This window comes from Pseudomonas sp. OST1909 (genome assembly GCF_015277575.1).
Classification (GTDB): domain Bacteria; phylum Pseudomonadota; class Gammaproteobacteria; order Pseudomonadales; family Pseudomonadaceae; genus Aquipseudomonas; species Aquipseudomonas synxantha_A.
The window spans coordinates 5,243,305-5,261,717 of sequence record NZ_CP063780.1; the positions used below are offsets into that span (position 1 = coordinate 5,243,305).

At 59.9% G+C, this 18,413-nt stretch carries 17 protein-coding genes; 6 read left to right on the forward strand and 11 right to left on the reverse strand.

Annotated elements, in window-relative coordinates; translation table 11 throughout:
* Positions 1 to 120 precede the first annotated feature (120 nt).
* Positions 121 to 2,259, forward strand: coding sequence for a methyl-accepting chemotaxis protein (locus tag IH404_RS22795; protein WP_005791014.1), 2,139 nt, complete (start codon positions 121 to 123; stop codon positions 2,257 to 2,259).
* Between the two features lie 62 nt (positions 2,260 to 2,321).
* Here IH404_RS22795 and IH404_RS22800 read toward each other — a convergent pair whose 3' ends face one another.
* Positions 2,322 to 2,897 (reverse strand): NAD(P)H nitroreductase, encoded by a 576-nt coding sequence (locus tag IH404_RS22800; RefSeq protein WP_005791016.1) that lies wholly within the window; start codon positions 2,895 to 2,897, stop codon positions 2,322 to 2,324.
* Between the two features lie 140 nt (positions 2,898 to 3,037).
* Between IH404_RS22800 and IH404_RS22805 the strand changes: the two genes are divergently transcribed.
* The 3 genes from IH404_RS22805 to IH404_RS22815 are packed head-to-tail and all read left to right on the forward strand — an operon-like array spanning position 3,038 to position 6,673.
* A complete protein-coding gene (locus IH404_RS22805; protein WP_194439109.1) occupies positions 3,038 to 4,477 on the forward strand; it encodes a di-heme oxidoredictase family protein in 1,440 nt (479 codons plus the stop codon).
* Between the two features lie 31 nt (positions 4,478 to 4,508).
* The gene (locus tag IH404_RS22810; protein WP_005791021.1) at positions 4,509 to 5,573 is read left to right on the forward strand and encodes an imelysin family protein; all 1,065 of its coding nucleotides are present in this window, start codon (positions 4,509 to 4,511) and stop codon (positions 5,571 to 5,573) included.
* Positions 5,574 to 5,575: 2 nt separating this feature from the next.
* Entirely contained in the window at positions 5,576 to 6,673 is a 1,098-nt protein-coding gene (locus IH404_RS22815; RefSeq protein ID WP_194440705.1) for a DUF1513 domain-containing protein, read from the forward strand.
* Positions 6,674 to 6,774: 101 nt separating this feature from the next.
* Here the strand turns inward: IH404_RS22815 and IH404_RS22820 are convergent, their stop codons facing one another.
* The 5 genes from IH404_RS22820 to colR all read right to left on the reverse strand — a co-directional run bounded on the left by IH404_RS22820 (position 6,775) and on the right by colR (position 10,544).
* Positions 6,775 to 7,002 carry a hypothetical protein gene (locus IH404_RS22820; protein WP_005791025.1) on the reverse strand — a complete coding sequence of 76 codons (228 nt, stop codon included), beginning with the start codon at positions 7,000 to 7,002 and terminating at the stop codon, positions 6,775 to 6,777.
* The gene (locus IH404_RS22825) at positions 6,999 to 7,718 is read right to left on the reverse strand and encodes a lipopolysaccharide kinase InaA family protein (RefSeq protein ID WP_005791027.1); all 720 of its coding nucleotides are present in this window, start codon (positions 7,716 to 7,718) and stop codon (positions 6,999 to 7,001) included. The genes IH404_RS22820 and IH404_RS22825 overlap by 4 nt, the downstream gene beginning before the upstream one ends.
* 3 nt (positions 7,719 to 7,721) lie before the next feature.
* The gene (locus tag IH404_RS22830; RefSeq protein ID WP_005791029.1) at positions 7,722 to 8,402 is read right to left on the reverse strand and encodes a class I SAM-dependent methyltransferase; all 681 of its coding nucleotides are present in this window, start codon (positions 8,400 to 8,402) and stop codon (positions 7,722 to 7,724) included.
* Between the two features lie 188 nt (positions 8,403 to 8,590).
* Positions 8,591 to 9,871 carry a HAMP domain-containing sensor histidine kinase gene (locus tag IH404_RS22835; protein ID WP_005791031.1) on the reverse strand — a complete coding sequence of 427 codons (1,281 nt, stop codon included), beginning with the start codon at positions 9,869 to 9,871 and terminating at the stop codon, positions 8,591 to 8,593.
* Positions 9,861 to 10,544, reverse strand: a complete 684-nt coding sequence (gene colR, locus IH404_RS22840; RefSeq protein ID WP_003208587.1) for a two-component system response regulator ColR — start codon at positions 10,542 to 10,544, stop codon at positions 9,861 to 9,863. Before colR ends, IH404_RS22835 begins: the two co-directional genes overlap by 11 nt.
* 201 nt (positions 10,545 to 10,745) lie before the next feature.
* On the opposite strand from colR, the gene IH404_RS22845 reads away from it, so the two are divergent.
* The gene (locus IH404_RS22845) at positions 10,746 to 12,695 is read left to right on the forward strand and encodes an LTA synthase family protein (RefSeq protein ID WP_194439110.1); all 1,950 of its coding nucleotides are present in this window, start codon (positions 10,746 to 10,748) and stop codon (positions 12,693 to 12,695) included.
* 50 nt (positions 12,696 to 12,745) lie between these two features.
* A complete protein-coding gene (locus IH404_RS22850) occupies positions 12,746 to 13,459 on the forward strand; it encodes a phosphatase PAP2 family protein (protein WP_194439112.1) in 714 nt (237 codons plus the stop codon).
* Between the two features lie 175 nt (positions 13,460 to 13,634).
* Here the strand turns inward: IH404_RS22850 and groL are convergent, their stop codons facing one another.
* The 5 genes from groL to IH404_RS22875 form a co-directional block, all read right to left on the reverse strand.
* A complete protein-coding gene (groL, locus tag IH404_RS22855; protein ID WP_005791041.1) occupies positions 13,635 to 15,281 on the reverse strand; it encodes a chaperonin GroEL in 1,647 nt (548 codons plus the stop codon).
* A 50-nt stretch (positions 15,282 to 15,331) separates the two neighbouring features.
* Positions 15,332 to 15,625, reverse strand: a complete 294-nt coding sequence (locus tag IH404_RS22860) for a co-chaperone GroES (protein WP_003193940.1) — start codon at positions 15,623 to 15,625, stop codon at positions 15,332 to 15,334.
* 250 nt (positions 15,626 to 15,875) lie between these two features.
* Positions 15,876 to 16,352, reverse strand: coding sequence for an FxsA family protein (locus IH404_RS22865; RefSeq protein ID WP_032879654.1), 477 nt, complete (start codon positions 16,350 to 16,352; stop codon positions 15,876 to 15,878).
* Positions 16,353 to 16,418: 66 nt separating this feature from the next.
* Positions 16,419 to 17,150 (reverse strand): HugZ family protein, encoded by a 732-nt coding sequence (locus IH404_RS22870; RefSeq protein ID WP_148852649.1) that lies wholly within the window; start codon positions 17,148 to 17,150, stop codon positions 16,419 to 16,421.
* 103 nt (positions 17,151 to 17,253) lie between these two features.
* Complete coding sequence (locus IH404_RS22875; protein ID WP_005791049.1) at positions 17,254 to 18,261, reverse strand: DUF481 domain-containing protein; 1,008 nt, start codon at positions 18,259 to 18,261, stop codon at positions 17,254 to 17,256.
* Between the last annotated feature and the right edge of the window lie 152 nt (positions 18,262 to 18,413).

Below are 18,413 nucleotides of genomic sequence, written 5' to 3' on the forward strand. Positions count from 1 at the left end.
TCCTACCGCTCATCGCCTATTACTCATGAATTGATTTGTGACGCCGATGTTTCAGGAACGGCGCCGAATGGACTTGGCTCTGCTGCGTGCATACCCACAAGTCCATTCGTGAGTGAACCTATGTTCGACACCCTTTCTATCCGCTTGAAAATCGTGCTGCTGTCCGGCCTCTGCCTGCTGGGAGTGATCGCACTGGTGGTCGGCATCAATATCTACAACACCAACCAGAACGATCGGTTGGTCAGTGATTCAAGCTCACGAATGCTCACCGCCAGCGTGGAACAGCTGCTGCAAGCCAAGGCCGCTGAACAGGCCGGGCACTTGCAAAAGACCTTCGGTGAAAACCTGCTGGCGGTTACCGCCCTCGCCGACCAGATCAAGGACCTGCGTCAGCTGGGGACCAAGCGCTCCATTGAAGCCGGCGCCCTGCGCGAAGAAATCAACCAGAGCGTGAAAACCGCGTTCGAGCGCAACACCAAGGTGCTGGGCATCTGGCTGTCGTTCGAGCCCAACGGCCTGGATGGCAAGGACAGTGAATTCGTTGACGACAAGGCCCGCGTCTCCAACGAAAAAGGCCGTTTTTCCAGCTACTGGAGCCGTGCCGGCGGCGAAAGCCTGAACACCATCATGGTCGAGGATGACCTGACCAAGACCACCCTCAACCTCAGCGGCACGCCTTACAACATTTGGTATACCTGCCCACGGGACACCCGCAGCACCTGCCTGCTGGACCCGTATGAAGACACGGTGGCCGGCAAACCTGTGCTGATGACCACCATTTCCCTGCCCCTGATCGTCGATGGCAAAGTCATCGGCGTCGTGGGTGTCGACATCGCCCTCACTGCCCTGCAAGCCACCACCGATGCGGCACAAAAGGACGTGTTCAACGGTGCTGCTCACCTGGAAATCCTGTCCAGCACCGGCCTGATTGCAGCCTACAGCGGCGAACCGGCCAGGGTCGGCAAGAACCTGGTCGACACCCTCGGCGCCGAAGGCAAGGAGATCGTGCAACTGCTGGGCAATGATCGGCCCATGATCCGCGAACAGGACGACACGATTCGCGCCGTGTACCCGGTCAAGCCGATTGCCGATGCCAAATCCTGGGGTGTGGTGATCAAACTGCCTAAAAGCGTGATGCTGGCTGATAACGAAAAGCTGCAAGCCGTGCTCGACGAAGCCCAGGCTACCGGCACCGTCAAAGCCTTGCTGGTGGCAGCCGCCGCCGGCTTGCTGGGCCTGTTGCTGATCTGGCTGACCGCCACCGGCGTGACCCGTCCGATCAACAGCGTGGCGGCCATGCTCAAGGACATTGCCAGCGGCGACGGCGACCTCACCCAACGCCTGGCCTACACCAAGAAAGACGAACTGGGCGAGCTGGTGAACTGGTTCAACCGCTTCCTCGACAAGCTGCAACCGACCATCGCCCAGATCAAACAAAGCATCACCGAAGCCCGGGGTACGGCGGATCAATCCTCGGCCATTGCACGCCAGACCAGCGAAGGTATGCAGGTGCAGTTCCGTGAAATCGACCAGGTCGCCACGGCGTCGAATGAAATGAGCGCCACCGCCCACGACGTCGCCAACAGCGCCTCCAATGCCGCCAGCGCGGCACGTGGCGCCGATCAGTCGGCCCGTGAAGGCATGTCGATCATCGAGCAGAGTACCCGCGACATCACCACCCTTGCCGAGGAAGTCAGCAAAGCCGTGACCGAAGTCGAAGCCCTGGCGGTCAACAGCGAGCAGATCGGTTCAGTCCTGGAAGTGATCCGCAGCATTGCCGAACAGACCAACCTGCTGGCATTGAACGCCGCGATCGAAGCAGCACGCGCCGGCGAAAGCGGGCGTGGATTTGCGGTAGTGGCCGACGAAGTACGCAACCTGGCCAAACGCACCCAGGATTCGGTCGAGGAAATCCGCGTGGTGATCGAACGCATCCAGAGCGGTACCCGTGGGGTAGTGGCGACCATGCACTCCAGCCAGCACCAGGCCCAGAGCAATGCCGGGCAGATCCATCAGGCGGTGCAGGCGCTGGGCAAGATCAGCGACGCGGTCACGGTGATCAGCGACATGAACCTGCAAATCGCCAGCGCTGCCGAAGAGCAGAGCGCGGTGGCCGAAGAGGTCAACCGCAACGTCTCGGCGATTCGCACCGTGACCGAAACCCTCACCGGCCAGGCCACCGAGTCGGCGGCGATCAGCAGCCAGCTCAATGCCCTGGCCAGCCAGCAGATGAAGTTGATGGATCAGTTCAGGGTGTAATCGATCTCAAAGACACTGGGGTCAAAATGTGGAAACGTCGCACCGCCCCTCCCACATTTAGATCACTTTTTGTCTTGAAAGCCGGTCCAGGCCTGGACAAACGGCGTCAGGTCTTCCTTCGGTGCGGTACGCGGCGGGTTCTGCGGTGTACCCAAATAAAGGAAGCCAATCACCTCCTCATCCGCCGTCAGCCCCAACCCTTTGGCGACGTGGGCCGAGTAAGACAGTTCACCGGTGCGCCACACTGCACCAATCCCCTGGGCATACGCCGCCAGCAGGATGCCGTGGGCCGCACAGGCCGCCGCCAGCAATTGCTCGGACTTGGGCACTTTGAAGTGCTCCTGCAAACGCGCAATCACCACAACTACCAACGGCGCACGCAGCGGGCCGTTCTGCGCCTTGTCGATGACCGCTTGCGGTGCGTCGGCGTCCTGCAGCCGGGCGGCTTCGGCCAACAGCGTGCCCATTTGCTCACGGGCTGCGCCTTCTACGGTGAGGAAACGCCAAGGGCGCAATTGACCGTGATCGGGCGCCCGCATGGCGGCAGCGAACAACAGGTCGCGCTGCTCCTGGGTCGGTGCCGGGTCGAGTAAACGCGGCACGGAAACACGGTTGAGCAAAGCGTCGAGAGCCTGCATTGGCCACCTCCAGAAAAAAATGTGCGGTCATTCTAGCGGGAAAGAATCGCGATGCCACCAAACGATAATTGCTCTTATTCAAACCGCCCGGCCCTGTTAGACTTTGCGACCAGATTTTGCCCCCTCGTCCAGGAATCTCGATGTTCCGTTCGCTTTCCTACCTGTCTGCAGCGTTGCTGGCTCTATGCCTGACGGCTTGCGACGACGCCCCTCGCTTCACCAAGGCCGAGCCGGGTGAATCGCGATCCGGTGGCGCGACGACGGTAAACAAGCGCGACCAGAACGCCTTTTCCCTGCCCTCGGCCAACCTGGCACCCAGCCGTCGCCTGGATTTCAGCGTCGGTAACAGCTTCTTTCGCAACCCCTGGGTGATCGCGCCGGCCACCACCACGGCACGGGATGGCCTGGGCCCACTGTTCAATACCAACGCCTGCCAGAACTGCCATATCAAGGACGGCCGTGGCCACCCGCCGCTGCCCGATGCACCCAATGCCGTGTCGATGCTGGTGCGCCTCTCCATTCCCCTCTCCATTACAGAGCAGCCCCCCTACGCCAAGCTGATCGAACAGCTCGGCGTGGTGCCCGAGCCGGTCTACGGCGGGCAGTTGCAAGACATGGCCGTGCCTGGCGTAACGCCGGAAGGCAAGGTGCGGGTCGACTACAGCCCTGTCCAGGTCAGCTTCAAGGACGGCACCGTCGTCGAACTGCGCAAACCCGACCTGCAAATCACCCAGCTCGGCTACGGCCCGATGCACCCCGACACACGCTTCTCGGCACGCATCGCGCCGCCGATGATCGGCCTGGGCCTGCTCGAAGCGATCAGCGACGCCGATATCCTGCGCAACACCGACCCCAAGACCGCCGACAGAGACGCCATCGTCGGCCGCGCTAATTGGGTCTGGGATGACGCCCAGCATAAAACCGTACTCGGGCGTTTTGGCTGGAAAGCCGGGCAACCCAACCTCAACCAACAAAATGTTCACGCGTTTTCGGGTGATATGGGCCTCACGACCTCCCTGAGACCCTTTGATGACTGCACCGACGCCCAAGTGGCGTGCAAGCAGGCGCCAAACGGCAATGGCCCTGACGGCGAGCCGGAAGTCAGCGACAACATCCTGCGCCTGGTGCTGTTTTACACCCGCAACCTCGCAGTGCCTGCACGCCGAGGCGTCAACACGCCGCAGGTGCTGGCCGGCAAGAACCTGTTCTACGAGGCCGGCTGCCAGGGCTGTCACAAGCCGACATTCACCACGGCCGCCAACACCGCCGAACCCGAGCTGGCCAACCAGGTGATACACCCCTACAGCGACCTGTTGTTGCACGATATGGGCGAAGGCCTCGCCGACAACCGTACCGAATTCAAAGCCTCCGGCCGCGAGTGGCGCACCCCGCCGCTGTGGGGCATTGGCCTGACGCAAACCGTCAGTGGTCACACCCAGTTCTTGCATGACGGCCGCGCCCGCAACCTGCTTGAGGCCGTGCTGTGGCACGGCGGGCAAGCACAAGCGGCGCAGCAACATGTGTTGTCATTTAACGCCGAACAGCGGGCCGCGTTGCTGGCGTTCCTGAATTCTTTATAAGCTTTGCCCCACTCACAGAAGGGAGCTCGACATGTTTCGTCCCAAGTTGTTGTTCACCAGCCTCGCCGCCCTTGCCCTGGGCGCGTGCTCGCCCCAGGACCCGCAAGCAGTGACCTCGGCGGCGATCGCCAAGCAGGTGATCCTGCCGACCTACAGCCGCTGGGTTGAAGCCGACCGCCAGCTGGCCGTCAGCGCCCTGGCCTACTGCCAGGGCAAGGAAAGCCTGGACACCGCCCGCGCCGACTTCCTGCACGCACAAAAAGCCTGGGCCGAGTTGCAACCGTTGCTGATCGGCCCACTGGCCGAAGGCAACCGCGCCTGGCAGGTACAGTTCTGGCCGGACAAGAAGAACCTGGTAGGTCGCCAGGTCGAGCAACTGGTCAGCGCCCAGCCGCAGATCGATGCGGCCGCCCTGGCCAAATCGAGCGTGGTGGTGCAGGGCCTGTCGGCCTACGAATACATCCTCTACGACGCCAAGCCCGACGTTGCCGACGAAACCCAGAAAGCCCGCTACTGCCCGCTGCTGATGGCCATCGGCGAGCGTCAGAAAGCCCTGGCTGAAGAGATCCTCGCCAGCTGGAACAGCACCGACGGTATGCTCGCGCAGATGACCAAGTTTCCGAACCAGCGCTACGCTGATTCCCACGAAGCCATTGCCGATCTGCTGCGCGTGCAAGTAACCGCACTGGACACCCTGAAGAAAAAACTCGGCACGCCGATGGGCCGCCAGACCAAGGGCATCCCGCAACCCTTCCAGGCCGATGCATGGCGCAGCCAGTCCTCCCTGCAAAGCCTGGAGGCCAGCCTCGCCGCCGCCCAGACCGTATGGGTCGGTGTCGACAACAAAGGCCTGCGCGGCCTGCTGCCGAGCGATCAGAAGCCGTTGGCCGAGAAGATCGACGCCGCCTATGCTGCGTCGCTGAAACTGTTCGCCAGCAACCAGCGCTCCCTCAATGAACTGTTGAACGATGACGCCGGGCGCCAGCAACTCAACGATATCTACGACAGCCTCAATGTGGTCCATCGCCTTCACGAGGGCGAGCTGGCCAAAGCATTGGGCGTCCAACTGGGCTTCAACGCCAACGACGGTGACTGATGATGCTCAGGCGACAGGCTTTGGCGCTGGGTAGCGTGCTGCTCAGCGCCCTCACGTTGGGCGGCTGGACGCTGTTCAAAGGCAAAGACAAGGGGCCGCTGCTGCTCTCGGCACGCGATGATGCCGACGGCAAGCACTACGCTGTCGGCTATCGCCTGGACGGCAAGCCCGTCTTTGCCACCCAGGTCGGCCAGCGCTGTCACGACATCATCAACCACCCCACACGGCCAATTGCGCTGTTCGTCGCCCGTCGCCCGGGCACCGAGAGCTACCTGATCGACCTGCGCGATGGCACGCTGCTGCAAACCATCACCTCAAAGGCCAACCGGCACTTTTACGGCCATGCGGTGATCCACAAGAGCGGCGACTGGCTGTACGCCACCGAGAACGACACCTCAGATCCCGGTCGTGGGTTGTTGGGTGTGTATAAGTTCGAAGGCGAGCGGTTGGTACACAGCGGCGAGATTTCCACCCACGGCGTCGGCCCGCACCAGGTCTCCTGGATGCCCGACGGCGAAACCCTGGTGGTGGCCAACGGCGGCATTCGCACCGAAGCCGAAAGCCGCGTGGAGATGAACCTCAACGCCATGGAACCGAGCCTGGTGCTGATGCAGCGCGATGGCACCTTGATCAGCAAGGAAACGTTGGGGCAGCAAATGAACAGCGTGCGCCATATGGGGATCGCCAGCGATGGCACCATCCTCACCGGGCAGCAGTTCATGGGGCCGTCCCAGGAACGTTCCGAGTTGCTCGCAATCAAGCGCCCGGGCCAGCCTTTTATGGCGTTCCCGGTAGCCGATGAGCAACTGCAAGCGATGGGGCACTACACCGCCAGCGTGGCGGTACACAGCGAACTGCGCCTGGTAGCGCTCACGGCGCCGCGTGGCAATCGTTTCTTCATCTGGGATATGGACAGCGCCGAGCTACGCCTGGATGGGCCGTTGCCCGACTGCGCCGGTGTGGGTGCAGTGGCGGACGGGTTTGTGGTTACGTCGGGACAGGGACGTTGCCGCTTCTATGATTGTCGTCAGGAACGACTGATGGCCAAGCCATTGGAATTACCGGCGGGGTTTTGGGATAACCACCTGCACCTGATCTGAAAATTGCCCCTCTGCAGGAGCGAGCTTGCTCCTACCGTTAAAGCGTCAGGCGAAAAAAAGGGCCTCGCATCGCAAGGCCCTTTCCAGGAGTTTTACTCGTTTCAACTTTGCGGCCTCATTGCTTGAGACATCCCGAACATGAATAGCAGCAAATCATGATCAGGCCTGGCCGCCACACTTGCCTTGGCAATCCGCGGCAGCAGGCATTGCCCGCCACCGTCTACCGCACTGAGCACTTGTGTGCGAGGTTGTTCCCACGCTGCCAGGGCAAGGGCTGAAATGCCCAACGCCCCGACCAAAAACAAACCTCGTGCTATTTCTAGCTTCATCTGGTTAAACCCTTGATAGCGCTGCCAAACGCCGTCTCGTAAAAGTAGCTGAGTTTTTTCCAGTCGGTATCGTTCCACGACGAATGGCGACGCAATTGCAGCATGTCATGGGACGCCGCCCGATAAGCGGTCAAACGCTGGCGACATTTTTCAAAGTCCAGCAGGGCCACTTCCACAATCGCCGCATCAGGCTCACCGGTTACCCGCACGAAAATGTGCTTGATATACAAGCAACCGTGCTGCCAGCGGCCCTTGTGCATACGGGCCAGGGTGCCGGCCAGCTCCTGGAGCAACCGCTCGTGGACCGCCTCGCCGTACTGCTCACGGCCACCGGCGGCGTACCAGTTTTCGATCTCGTCGAAACCGTCCAGTGACGCGGTCACCAACAGGGCTTTCCATTGATGCTCCGGGTCGCGTCGCGCCTCGCAAAACACCAACTCCGGCACGCGCACATCCAGCAAACGCAGGCCCTTCAAGGCATCACGCTCACGCAGCACGGTCGGACGCCCAAATGGATGCAACCAACTGCGGTAGATGTGCCCGGTCTGACGCTTGCAATACAGCAAACGCCCATTAGGGCTGACCACTCGCTGCACACCACTTTCACCGCCACGCCGGCGATTGGGTTCTTCGACCCACTCACCCTTCTGGCGCCAGAAATAATCAAACCGCTCCTCGGGAGCTACATGACTGCCTGCTACGCACTCAACTGCCATCTGTTACCTCTTGCGCAATACATACACTCGCCACATGGCGTAGAGCGGTATGAAGTCCAGGGATTCCTGAACACGGAAACCGGCCTGCTCGAATTCTGCCTCGACAGTAGCAGCCGGTAACACAAACCGGTTTTGGTAACCTTCCTGCTCACCTCTTTTGCGACGACGTACTTCGCTGCGCTTGCGCTTCCAGGCCTTGAAATTGCCGTCCACCCACAGCGAAATAATCACGCTGTCGCGGGTAACTCGCTGAAACTCACGCAGTATTGTCAGCCTGTGCTCCGCTTCACCGATGTGGTGCATCAAGCGCATGCAGAAAATACTGTCGACGGAGTTATCTGGCAAATCGATATCAAAGGCAGATGTCTGCAAAGGGCGTACCCGTTTCACCACCTCCGCCGGTTGAGCGGTGGTGGCGATCTTCAACATCGACGCCGAATTGTCAGCCCCGATAATCACACGGTTGGGTTTTTCGGCCAGCAACGGCCAGAAACGTCCAGCGCCACAAGGCAGGTCCAGCACCAGGCCCGGCTCACCGGCCATAGCCAGTGCACCACGCGCCAGCTGCTCGTCGCGTTTGTGGGACAACCGGCGAGCCAGATTGTCCTGATGTTTGAGCAAATATTGTTGCGCGTGTTGATCGTCGTACTTTTCGGAAAATTCCAACTTGATTGGGGAAGGCATCGTACGTCTCCGGTAACTGATGCCTGCAACCTTAAGCAGCTAAACGTAATCAACAGGTCAACTCATTGTGAAAATCTTGTCCTGTCCAACTGCATACATTTCAAGACTTTACAGAAACATTCAGTAGCATCGGGCCATCTTCGCTGAAAAGCAGGCAGTCTGCATCCGCAAAACGACAGACTGAACGGTCAGCTTTTGACCTGGCTCAGCTCGACATGAAAACGGCAGCCATTGGGCTCCATCGTCGTCAGGCTCACGCTCCAGCCCTGGCTCTCGCAGATCCGTTGCACCAGCGACAGACCAAGCCCTAGCCCCTCGCCACGGTTCTCGCTGCCGCGCACAAAAGGCTCGAACATCGCTTCGCGCTTGTCTTCAGGAATGCCCACGCCAGAGTCCTCCACCACAAAACCACTCGGCTCCAGCGTGAGGCGGATAAACCCTTGCTCGGTGTAATGCAGTGCATTGCGCAACAGGTTACCCATCACTGCGTGCAGGAACGTGGTGTTGTAGCGAGTATCCAGAGGATTGCCAGGGCAGTAGATCAACTCAAGGCCTTTTTGCTCGATGGGCCCGCGCCAGATCCCCAGCAAATCTTCGGCGACCTGCGTCAGGTTGACCTGAGCCGACATGACGGCATCATCGTGTTTGGCGCGGGCCAGCATCAGGAAGGTCTGCACCAGTTCACGCATTTCCTCACAGGCCCGCGCGATTCGCTGGACCTGGTTACGGCCGCGTTGATCGATGGCGGGGTTTTCCAGCAGCAGCTCACAGGAGCTGGCCAACACCATCAAGGGCGTGCGCAGCTCATGGCTTACATCACTGGTAAACAACTGCTCACGGGACAACGCCTGCCGCAGGCGCCCCAGCGTGGCATCGAACGCCACCGCCAGCTCGCCCACTTCATCAGCTGCGTAATCCGGAGCCAAGGGCGGCGCCAGCCCTAATAACTGGTCACGATGCCGTACCTGGCGAGCCAGGCGTACTACCGGCGCCATCACCTTGCGGGCCAGCACCCAGCCGAGGAACACCGCCAGCGCCAGGCTGAGCACGAACCCCACCAGCACCACGGCAAACAGCACGCGCTCGCGCTCCTCAAAATCGCTTTGATCCTGCAGCAGCACATACCGCCGACCGTCGATCACCTCGACCATGGCGTGGTACGACAGAGACTCGCGAAATACTTCGTGGAAGCCCGGGTCCAGATGCCGAAGATCCTTGGGCAACTCGAAATCGCCTTGCCCGCCGCTGAAGTAAAACAGCTGGTCCGGCTCCGGCCGATGTCGCCAGTCTTCCATGCTGTCCATCAACAGCAGCCGTTGCAGGTCACCGCCCAGGCCCGCCGAGATCAGCTTCTCTTCCACCAGGTGCACCGTCGCAACGATCCCCATGGCGAAGGCCCCCGCCACCAACGCACTCATCAAGGCAAAGGCGATGATGATCCGTTGGGCAAGGCTTTGTCTAAACTCCATCACGGCCCTCGGCCAAGCGATAACCCACCCCGTGCACCGTTTGCAGCAACGGCTTGGCAAAGGGCTTATCGATCACCTGGCGCAATTGGTGAACGTGGCTGCGCAGGCTGTCGCTGTCCGGGCAGTCATCGCCCCACAGGGCTTCTTCGAGAATTTCCCGGCGTAGCACGTGCGGGCTCTTCTGCATCAGCACTGCCAGCAGTTTCAGGCCCACTGGGTTGAGCTTGAGCAGGCGCCCTTCGCGGGTGACTTCCAATGTATCGAGGTCATAGTTCAGGTCGCCCACCTGCAGGGCGCGGCGGCCACCACCCTGGGCACGCCGCAACACCGCCTCGATTCGCGCGGCCAGTTCCGACAAGGCAAATGGCTTGAGCAGGTAATCATCAGCCCCGGACTTGAAGCCTTGCAGGCGGTCATCCAGTTGATCGCGTGCGGTGAGCATGATCACCGGCGTATCGCGCCGTGCGTCTTCGCGCAGGCGTTTGCACAGGGTGTAGCCATCGATGCCAGGCAGCATGATATCGAGCACGATCAGGTCGTAATGCTCGGTGGCCGCCAGGTGCAGGCCCGACAAGCCGTCCTGCGCACAGTCCACTGTGTAGCCTTTAAGACCCAGGTAATCGGCCAGGTTGGCCAGAATATCGCGGTTGTCTTCAACCAATAGAATTCGCATGGGCAGTGTCTCCGTACGCGGTAACGGCCTTGTTGGCTCACGCAGCTTAAGGCCAAGCGAGGCTCAGGGATAGAGCTGAAAGGCGCGTCGATAGGGGTTTCCAACTGTTTGTATGGTCAAACGAGTTTTTCACTATAGCTTCACAAGCTGACTACAGTTTCAGGGCGAAGATCGCCCCCCATTGATATAAGGAACTTGGACATGGGTTTTTTCAAAACAGCGCCAATGCGCTATTTGCTGTTGATAACCGGTGCCTGGTTATTGGTTTTCCTGCTCACTCGCAGCGTGCTGCTCGTGACTCACCTGAATGAAGTGGGCGGCAACTTGCTGCCGGTGTTTGGCGTGGGGCTGCTCTACGACCTGGGCTTCCTCGCCTATGCGGCCTTGCCGCTGGGCTTGTATTTGCTGCTTTGCCCACCCGCACTGTGGCGCCGCCGCGGCCACCGCTGGTTCTTGCAGGCGCTGCTGACGATCAGCCTGTTCGCCATGCTGTTCACCTCGGTGGCCGAATGGCTGTTCTGGGATGAGTTTGGGGTGCGCTTCAACTTTATCGCCGTCGATTACCTGGTGTATTCCGATGAGGTACTGAACAACCTGCTGGAGTCTTACCCGATCGGCAAGCTGCTGAGCCTGCTGGCAATGCTGGCGATCCTCATGAGCCTGGCCCTGCGCAAACCCTTCAATGCCGCCATGGCGGCGCCTTTGCCGGCACTGCGTGGCCGCTTGGTCAATGCCCTGGGCCTGTTGGTGGTCGCCGGCCTCAGCCTGCAACTGATCAGCCAGGACAGCCCACGTGCCCAGGGCGGTAACGCTTACAAGAACGAACTGGCCAGCAACGGTCCTTATCAATTCTTCGCTGCGTTCCGCAATAACGAATTGGACTACACCCAGTTCTATCAGAGCCTGCCCACCGATGTGGTCGCCCGGCAACTGCGCGCCGAACTCAGCGAGCCCAACGCGCGCTTTATCGACCCGGACCCGCTGGATATTCGCCGCGCCATCACCAACCCGGGCACACTGCGCAAGCCCAACATCGTGCTGGTCACCATCGAAAGCTTCAGCGCCAAGTACATGGGCAGCAACGGCGATCAACGCAACCTCACGCCCAACCTGGATGCATTGCGCAAACAAAGCCTGTACTTCAATAACTTCTATGCCACCGGTACACGAACCGACCGGGGCCTGGAAGCCATTACCCTGGCGATCCCACCCACGCCAGGGCGCTCGATCGTCAAGCGCATCGGCCGTGAAAGCGGGTTCGCGAGCCTCGGCCAACAACTCACGGCCATCGGTTACGACAGTGTGTTTGTCTACGGCGGTCGCGGTTACTTCGACAATATGAACGCGTTTTTCAGCGGCAACGGGTATCGGGTCGTAGACCAAAGCAGCGTGCCCGAGTCAGAAATCTCGTTCAAAAATGCCTGGGGCATGGCCGACGAAGACCTGTTCAAACAGACGCTTAAACTGGCCGACGCCGACTACGCCAAGCAACAGCCGTTCTTGCTGCAACTGATGACGACTTCCAACCATCGTCCCTATACCTACCCGGATGGGCGCATCGACATCAAATCCGGCAAGGGCCGCGATGGTGCGGTGAAATACACTGACTACGCCATCAACCAGTTCCTTGAGGCTGCACGCCAGAAACCCTGGTTCGATAACACCATTTTTGTGTTCGTCGCCGACCACACGGCCGGCAGCGCAGGCAAGGAAGACCTGCCGATCACCAACTACCAGATCCCGTTTTTTATCTATGCGCCCAAGCTGATCGACGCACGGGAGTCCGCGCAACTGGCCAGCCAGATCGATCTTGCGCCGACCTTGCTGGGCCTGATCAACCTCAGCTACGAGTCGACGTTCTTCGGCCGTAATCTGTTGCAAGACAACCCGCTGCCACCGCGAGTCGTGGTGGGCAACTACCAGCATCTGGGCTTGTTTGACGGCAAGGACCTGGCAATCCTCAGCCCGCGCCAAGGCTTGCGTCGCCACGATCAGGCCCTTGGAGAAAGCCAGGAGTTGCGCGTCGGTAGCGATGACCCATTGATCCAGCGGGCAATTACCTACTATCAGGCCGCCAGCTACGGCTACAAACAGCAACTGCTGAGCTGGAAAGCGCCCAAGGAAGAGGCGCCAGTCTTAAGCAAACGCTAATCAAAAAGCCCCGTGCAGGTGAGCACGGGGCTTTCTCACCAAGGTTCGTGATGAAATCCCCCTCCTCTTTACCGGTTTCCAAACCGCTCAATTTCTGGCTGTGCCTGGGCCTGCCTGCCGGCGCCGCAGTGGTCTTGCTGTTGCTGGAACTGACCTCATTGGACATGGACCTGGCCAGGCGCTTCTACAGCGCGGAGGCTGGCGGCTTCATCGGCCGCTATAGCTTCTTCCTTGAAGACATCCTGCATGATCGGGCCAAGCAACTGGTGATCCTGTTTTCGGTGTTGGCGATTCTGGGGCTGCTCGGCAGCTTCATTCTGCAACGACTCAAGCCTTACCGTCGCGAACTGGTCTGCCTGGTACTCTCCCTGGGATTGGCAACGGCCTTCGTGGCACCGTTGAAAACCATCACCGCCGTGCAATGCCCCTGGAGTCTCAAAGAGTTCGGCGGCCAGGAAACCTACAGCGAACTGCTCAGCCCGCGCCCACCTACCGATAAACCTGGCCGCTGTTGGCCCGGCGGACATGCAGCCACCGGGTTTGCCTTGTTCGCCTGGTTCTTCGCCCTGAGGGATCGGCGACCAAAGCTGGCGCGCTACGCTTTCATATTCGCCGTCAGCCTGGGCAGCGTGTTTTCAGTCAGCCGTATGCTGCAAGGGGCACACTTTTTTTCCCACAACGTGTGGACAGCGATTTTTTGCTGGCTGATTTGCCTGGGGTTGTATTGCCTGTTGCTGTACCGGCCTAATCGCCTTCTCCTGTAGGAGCGAGCTTGCTCGCGAAAAACGCACAGGCGCCGCGTTTATTCAGGACGCACGCGTTATCGTTGACGTTTTTCGCGAGCAAGCTCGCTCCTACAGAGGAAGGCAAGCCGTGCATAAAAAAGCCCCGCCTGCATCACTGCAGGCGGGGCTTTTTACAGCGCCGGGTGAGGCTGGCTTACATCATGCCGCCCATGCCACCCATGCCGCCCATATCTGGCATACCGCCGCCAGCTGCGCCTTCAGCCTTCGGCTTGTCAGCGATGGCAGCTTCGGTAGTCAGGATCAGGCCACCGATGGAGGCTGCCGCTTGCAGCGCGGAACGGGTCACCTTGGTAGGGTCCAGGATGCCCATTTCGATCATGTCGCCATAGACGCCAGTCGCAGCGTTGTAACCGTAGTTACCTTTGCCGTTCTTGACTTCGTTGACCACAACGCTTGGCTCGTCGCCGGAGTTGGCAGCGATCTGGCGCAGCGGTGCTTCAACGGCACGACGCAGCACAGCGATACCAACGTTCTGGTCGGCATTGTCGCCGGTCAGGTTGGTCAGGGCTTCCAGAGCACGGATCAGCGCAACGCCACCGCCAGGTACCACGCCTTCTTCAACGGCTGCACGGGTTGCGTGCAGGGCGTCTTCAACGCGGGCCTTCTTCTCTTTCATTTCAACTTCGGAGCCAGCGCCAACCTTGATCACTGCAACGCCGCCGGACAGCTTGGCCAGACGCTCTTGCAGTTTTTCACGGTCGTAGTCCGAGGAGGTTTCGGCAACCTGGGCACGGATCTGCGCGATACGGGACTCGATATCGCCTTCAACGCCAGCACCGTCAACGATGATGGTGTTTTCCTTGGAGATGGTCACGCGCTTGGCGCTGCCCAGGTTTTCCAGGGTAGCGCTTTCCAGGCTCAGGCCGATCTCTTCGGAGATAACGGTACCGCCAGTCAATACGGCGATGTCCTGCAGCATGGCCTTGCGACGGTCGCCGAAGCCTGGAGCCTTGACGGCTGCAACCTTGACGATGCCACGCATGTTGTTCACAACCAGGGTCGCCAGGGCTTCGCCTTCAACGTCTTCGGAAACGATCAGCAATGGACGGCCGGCTTTGGCAACGGCTTCCAGTACTGGCAGCATTTCGCGAATGTTGGAGATCTTTTTGTCGACCAGCAGGATCAGCGGGTTGTCCAGCTCGGCAACCATGGTCTCTGGCTTGTTGACGAAGTACGGGGACAGGTAGCCACGGTCGAACTGCATGCCTTCTACAACCGACAGTTCGTTTTCCAGGCCCGAGCCTTCTTCAACGGTGATCACGCCTTCTTTGCCGACTTTTTCCATGGCTTCGGCAATGATGTCACCGATGGAGCTGTCGGAGTTGGCGGAGATGGTGCCTACCTGAGCGATGGCCTTGGTATCGGCGCATGGCTTGGACAGGTTTTTCAGCTCGGCAACGATGGCGATGGTCGCCTTGTCGATGCCACGCTTGAGGTCCATAGGGTTCATGCCGGCAGCGACGGCCTTGTAGCCCTCGTTGACGATCGCCTGAGCCAGGACGGTAGCGGTGGTGGTGCCGTCGCCTGCGTCATCGTTGGCACGGGAGGCAACGTCTTTGACCAGCTGCGCGCCCATGTTCTCGAAACGGTCTTCCAGTTCGATTTCTTTGGCGACGGAAACGCCGTCCTTGGTGATGGTCGGAGCGCCGAAGCTCTTCTCGATGATCACGTTACGGCCTTTCGGGCCCAGGGTCGCTTTTACTGCGTCAGCCAGGACGTTGACACCGGTGAGCATTTTCTTGCGGGCGGAGTCGCCGAATTTAACTTCTTTAGCAGCCATGATCGATATTCCTTAAATACTTTGTAGTAACGGGAAAATGAGCGAGGAAATCAGTCTTCCAGTACGGCGAGAATTTCGTTCTCAGCCATGACCAGCAGGTCTTCGCCGTCGACTTTCACAGTGTTGCTGCCGGAGTAAGGGCCGAAAACAACCTTGTCACCCACTTTCACGGCCAGTGCGCGTACATCACCATTCTCCAGGGTCTTGCCTGGGCCAGCAGCGACGATCACACCGTGGTTGGCTTTTTCAGCAGCCGAACCTGGCAGAACGATCCCGCCAGCGGTTTTCTTTTCTTCTTCGCTGCGACGGATTACGACGCGGTCGTGCAGAGGACGAAGCTTCATTGTCGATCTCTCCTAATTGTGTTTTTCATCGGCCGGTATCAATTCCGGCGGGTTAAATTCCGGCGGTGCCGGTTGCGGCTCGCTTGGCGAGACGCGGAAGTCTGTCTGATGTCACCACCAGAAACCTTGCGGTGACCGTTACATAAGGGCGCATGCGCTTATTACAAGGGGGCCGGGAGGAAATTTTTTCTCAGATTGCTCGCCGGGCCAATGCAACACGGCACCCGAAGGTGCCGTGCCAGTGAAGCGGTTATTTGTTGTCGCGGTGTTCGAACTCGCCTTCGATCACGTCGCCTTCACGCCCCAGCGGTTGACGCGGGGCCGGGCCGCCACGGGGTTGCAGGTCGTCGGCAAACGCGCGTTGGCGAATCGCCGCTTCTTCGGCGCGCTGGCGCATCTTGCCGGCCAGCAGTTTGCGGGTAAACGGCAGCAGCAGGACCAGGCCGAGCACGTCGCTGATAAAGCCCGGCAGGATCAGCAGGCCACCGGCCAGGGCCATCATCAGGCCCTCAAGCATGGTCTGGGCCGGCAGTTCGCCGCGGTTCAGGCTTTCACGGGCACGCAACGCCGTGGCCAGGCCAGCCACGCGCAGCACCAGGACGCCGAGCATGGAGCCTGCGATGATCAGCAGCAGCGCCGGGAAAAACCCGATCGCACCGCTGACTTTGACGAATACGAACAGCTCCAACACCGGGAACAGCAGAAAGAGCAATAAAAAAGGGCGCATCAAATGGTTCCTCAACGCAAGAATGCCTTGCCAGTTCACCTTAGATGACGTCGCCATTGTGTGAATTCAAGCGTCGGCAGTGGTTTTTTTCGGCCATACCGCGGCGTGAGCCAATGAAACCAGGGCCTCGCGTACTTGTGTCGGTGTGTTGCAAGGCGTCTCGAAAGGCAACCAATGCAAGCTTTGGCCAATACGCAGGTGCATGCCTTCGCTGTCGATGCCGGCCAACTGCGCAGGCTCGCCAGTCGGCAAACCGCTGAGGTCGACGTAATGGGCGATGGCCTTGGTGTGATCGCTGTTCATGTGCTCGATCATGCTGCGCTCGGCCTTGCCTGCAAACGGATTGGCCAGGGTCAGCTGGTCGACCCAGTGGATCGCGCCAAACCCACCGATATAACGGTGGCGCACCGGCTTGAGCACCCAGAAATCGAAATCGTGGGCCTTGTGGTAGTTGGCCGAATCGGGGAAGTAGCGATAGTAACGCTCGGCGGCGGCTTCAATGGCTGCGCCGTCTTCCAGTTTCTCGGCCTCGGCCAGGTAGGTCAGGCGTCCCACGGCCTGCACATCATCGGCCTCGCGCTCACCCACCAGCAACGAGCACTTGGGATCTTTTTGCAGGTTATGGGTGTGCTGGGCGATGCGGCTGATCAGGATCAGCGGGCGGCCCTGCTCATCGAGGCAGTAGGGCACGACCGAGCCGAAGGGAAAACCGGGCATGGCTTTTGACTGTGTGGCCAAAGCCCCACGGTATTCCTTGAGCAACAGCTCTCGGGCGTTCTTGGCAACGTGCGCGCTCAACGTATGACTCCTCGGGTGTTCCGCCGCCCATGGCATATGGGAATGGATCTCAACACAAGGTAATCAATATCCGCGCAGGTTGCCAGAGTGGCCGACGCAGCTTTTACCAGGCCACACCAAAGCCTGCGGTGTAGCGAGTCTTGCTCAGGCTGCTCTCGGAACTGCCGCTGACCTCGTTGCGCTCGGCCTTCAAGTTGAGCGAGGCCCACTCGGTGACCTTGTAGCGCAGCCCCATTTCCGCATCCAGGGAATACTCGGACGGCCCGGCAAGCGGTTTGCCCAATTCGCCGTTGGTAAAGAACTCGACAGTCTTGCCCACCAGGTAGCGGTTGTAGTTCCACTTCATGGCCAGGGAATAGAAGTTGTCCTTGCCGCCGTCGGCGTATTCGTAGTCGGTGCGGTTGACCAGCGAACCGAGGGAGAACGCGCCCAGTTCATCGTCCCAGAACTGATAGCCAGGGCCGGTACCGACAACGCGCTGACGGGCCAGGTCTTCGACCTTGTCGCGCTTGTAGGTCAGGCGGCCCTGCCAGAACCAGTGCTCGGTGATGAAGCGGTCCAGGTTGTACTCCAGCGCCCAGTTATCGGTGGTGGTAATGTCGTCCTGGAACTCGCGGTTGTATTCGCCTTTGCCCGTATGACGCCATTGGCCGTGACGGGCCGAGGTCTTGAAGTCGATGTCGTAGTCGTTGGTGTCTTTGTCGGCACGCTTGTAGTCCAGCGCCAGGTCGACGTTGCCCTTCCACACCAGGTCTTCGATCACCGGCTTGGGCTTCATGATCTGTTGGATGCTTGCCAGGTCGACCGTCTTGGGTGCCTCGCCATTGGCCAGCACCACCTTGCCGTCATCCGACGCCTGCAACGACTTGGCCTTTTCGCCGCTGTAGGCGTCCTGCTTGACCAGCAACTCCTGATCGCTTTCCAGGGTCTTGACCTGCTTCCAGTCCACCGGGATCGAGCCCGCGTAGGTGGTTTGGATCAGCAGTTTGCCACCGTCGAAGACTTTGATCTTGCCGGTCAGCCGGTCGCCGTTTTTCAACCAGACGGTATCGGCAAGCAAGGGCGTGGAAGCACTGAAAACAGCAAGGCACAACAGGGTTCTGGACAACATAAGCAGATACGGGGCTCAGGGGTGGCAAAAAATAGGGGCGTTATAGTGTTACATGGCTAGAACTGACTCAAGGATTTATATTGAGTTCAATGCTCATCGTCATGTTTACAGACGTTTCTGACAAAACCGCGACGATCTCAACGGATATCCCC